This window comes from Ligilactobacillus pabuli (assembly GCF_022836475.1).
Taxonomy (GTDB): Bacteria; Bacillota; Bacilli; order Lactobacillales; family Lactobacillaceae; genus Ligilactobacillus; species Ligilactobacillus pabuli.
In genome coordinates, this window is record NZ_BQXH01000040.1 from 1 (window position 1) to 3,465 (window position 3,465).

Annotated in this window: 2 protein-coding genes; one reads left to right on the forward strand and one right to left on the reverse strand. The window is 42.1% G+C overall.

Translation table 11 applies throughout. From position 1 onward, the window contains the following. Positions 1-676 precede the first annotated feature (676 nt). Positions 677-1,810, reverse strand: a complete 1,134-nt coding sequence (gene lctO / locus LPAF129_RS10955) for an L-lactate oxidase (RefSeq protein ID WP_244057150.1) — start codon at positions 1,808-1,810, stop codon at positions 677-679. A 570-nt stretch (positions 1,811-2,380) separates the two neighbouring features. On the opposite strand from lctO, the gene LPAF129_RS10960 reads away from it, so the two are divergent. After that, the gene (locus tag LPAF129_RS10960; protein WP_373875052.1) at positions 2,381-3,271 is read left to right on the forward strand and encodes a formate/nitrite transporter family protein; all 891 of its coding nucleotides are present in this window, start codon (positions 2,381-2,383) and stop codon (positions 3,269-3,271) included. Positions 3,272-3,465: the final 194 nt, after the last annotated feature.

Consider the following 3,465-nt stretch of genomic DNA (forward strand, 5'->3'; position numbering starts at 1 on the left):
GTGGTGTGGGAGGTCGATAGTGTGAACTATCTCCTACCCGATTTGAGGTGCTGATTTGGAGAGAATGCGGTCGTTGTTTTGGGGAAACGAGGTTCGCAACTGGAAATGCGTACGCTGTGTTGGGAAAACAACGTTGGCAAAAAGAAATGCGGTCGCTGTTATGGCGAAACGAGGTTCGCAATAGGAAATGCGGTCGTTGTTTTGGGAAAATAACGTTGACAAAAAGAAATGCGGTCGTTGTTTTGGGAAAACAGCGTACGCAAACAGGAATGCTTCCCCAAGTTTGATAAAACAAGTGTGGCAATCGAGAAAGCTCCCCCTGTTTTAGCGAAACAAGTGTAGCAAATGGAAAAGCTCCCCCAAGTTTGACGAAACAGGTTTAGCAAATGGAAAAGCTCCCCCAAGTTTGACGAAACAGGTGTAGCAAATGGAAAAGCTCCCCCAAGTTTGATAAAACAAGTGTAGCAATCGAGAAAGCTCCCTCTGTTTTAGCGAAACGGGTGTAGCAAATGTGATAGCCGGTTCAACTATGAGAAAATAGGACCAGCAATCGATTGGGTCGTAGCACTGGAGACAAAAGCCTCGCTAACGGGCGAGATCCTGGCCAGACAAAAACGACCAAACTCCTTCAGGTGGAAGGAATCTGGTCGTTTCTAATTAAGATTTGTGTTAAAGATTAAACTAACTTCAAATCATTTGATGTATCAAATGATGGGTCGTATGGATTGTCACGTAATTCAAAGTGCTTGATGTCTTCAACAGTCTGTGTACCAGCTAATTGCATCACAAGTTTCAATTCAGCTTGGAGTTTTTCAAAGACTTGTTTAACACCAACACTACCGCCAAGAGCCAAGCCGTAGATAGCTGGACGGCCCAAAGCAACAACGTCAGCACCAGAAGCGATAGCCTTGAAGACATGTTGTCCACGACGGATACCAGAGTCAAAGATCACTGGGACACGGTGGTCAACTGCCTTAGCAACTTCTTGCAAGGAATCGAATGAAGCAGGTCCGCCATCTAATTGACGACCGCCATGGTTTGTGACCCAGATACCTGCAGCACCAGCTGACAAAGCACGTTCAACGTCTTCTTTGCTTTGTGGGCCTTTAACGTAAACTGGCAAACCAGAGTATTGAGCAATGTATTCCACGTCTTTAGGTGAAAGCTTTTGCTTAGCTGACTTGTAAACGTAGTCCATTGATTTACCAACACTGTCAGGCAAGTATTCTTGCACGATTGGCAAAGGAATTGGGAAAGTGAAGCCGTTTCTGGCATCTGTTTCACGGTTACCGCCGACCATCGCGTCAGCTGTCAAAACAATAGCTTTGATGCCTTGTTCCTTAACACGGTCCATGATGTGACGGTTAATGCCGTCGTCTTTACTATAGTAGAATTGGAACCATTCTGGGGCACCATGCAATGCTTTAGTAACTTCTGGCAAGTCAACTGAAGAATATGAACTAATTGTGTAAAGTGAACCGTAATCGGCAACACCCTTAGCACTAGCAACTTCACCTTGGTTGTTGGCCAACTTGTGGGCAGCAACAGGGGCCATGATCATTGGTGCAGGCAAACTTTCACCGGCAAAAACTGTGCTTGTATCTGGGTCTTCAACGTCCATCAATGTATGAGGAACGATCAATTTGTGGTTAAATGAGCGGATGTTTTCATGCATAGTGAATGTGTCACCAGCACCACTCGCGATGTAACCAAAAGCACCCTTAGGCACAACGTCTTGTGCCATTTTTTCCAAATCAAAAGTGTTAAAAAAGTCTACTGGACCTTCAGCGTTACTTGATGTAAAAGCCATGTGTAATTTCCTCCTAAGTTGTATACGTTTGAAACAATAAGACTTTGTGAAATAACTGCTAGCGTTTCAGCGGTCGTTAAACTGCTGATCAAGTACTATGTAAACTATCATTTTTTTATGATTATTACTTATAGTTAAGAAACAAAAAAGTTATTTGTGTCAAACAGATTAAAAATTATGTTATCGAGTTAACAGGTAACATTATAAGCCTAAGTAGAAATCGTTTTCAAGCCTTTTTCTAAAATTTATTGCACAAAATATAAAATCTTTTTTATTCAAAAAGTCTTTGACATTAATCGAGTTTTATACTAAGCTAGTTCTAGCGGCGAAAATGGCAACGTTTGCACGGACAAAATGATTAAGCGATTTCACAATCTTCCAGCTGGATTGCGCTAAATGGGCTAGTTTGTGAACTGAACTTGGCTACTTAAATTACTGAATCAGCCCGATAACTTGTCGGTTGGAACCAAAAATAAAATACACATAAACTAAGTTACTATTGAAAGTAACTTAGCAGGATAGTTAGTTAAGCATATTATACTTAGCAACAGACATTGGGGGAAAATGAGCATGGAAATGCAACCAAATATGGATACTCAAGCTGCAGAAAACGGCGAAGAGTATACTGGAATTACACGCGAAACACCCGTAGTAGAAGAAAAGACAGTTACTGAATCACCATTGTTCAAGAAGATTGATGCTGGGATTCATAACAAGGTAACTTTGATCGACAGCAGTTTTGCACGTTACGCTGCTAGATCAGTCTTGGCAACGTTGTTCTTAACACTAGGAACAGCAATTGCTTTTGGCACAGCTATTCAAGCTGAAAAAGTGATGCCTGGTTCAGGTAAATTTGCTTTTGCCTTTATGTTTAGCTGGTCATTGGTAATGATCATCTTTATGAACGCTGAACTTGGAACATCCAACATGTTATTTATGACAGTTGGGGTTTACCGTCACAAAGTTAATGTCGGTAAAGCAGCCAAAATTCTCTTTACTTGTGTGTTGTTTAACCTGATTGGCGGGATCTTGTTTGGATACTTAGTATCATTGACTGGTCCTTTCCAAAACTTGCCAGCAGACAACTACATGTTTACTGGTGTCGCAGCCAAATTGGCTAAGTCAACTTGGCAGATCTTAGTCGAAGGGATGTTCGCTAACATTGTTGTTAACACAGCCTTCGTGATCAACTTACGTATGAAAGATGATGCCGGTAAAGTTATGGCGATCATCTTCGTGATCTTCATCTTTGCTTTCCTTGGATACGAACACGTTATCGCCAACTTCCCAGCTTTCTCATTGGCCTTCTTTGCTTCACACGGCACAATTACTGGGATGACATTTGGCAGCATCTTGCATAACTTGATCTTCGCATTCCTAGGGAACTACATCGGTGGTGCCTTAGTCATCGGGATGACATATGCATGGATGGATAAGACCGATTCAACATACGTCGACTAATTTATTAAATTTACCAGCTGGAAAATAATCATAAAAATTAGGAGTAACCAAACACCAACTCAAGCGTTGGGTTTGGTTATTTTTTTTTAGTGCGCCCGGCATGGGCAGTAACTAGGCGGTGCAAGTCCGCTGTGAGCCGTAGTGGTCGGTATCACGAGTCGAAGACAAGGGTGTCTATCGCGAGGTAGAATCTG

What these genes read in the sequence shown, in the direction of transcription:
- lctO (WP_244057150.1), bottom strand. Translation starts at nt 1,810, where the DNA reads ATGGCTTTTACATCAAGTAACGCTGAAGGTCCAGTAGACTTTTTTAAC.
- LPAF129_RS10960 (WP_373875052.1), top strand. Translation starts at nt 2,381, where the DNA reads ATGGAAATGCAACCAAATATGGATACTCAAGCTGCAGAAAACGGCGAA.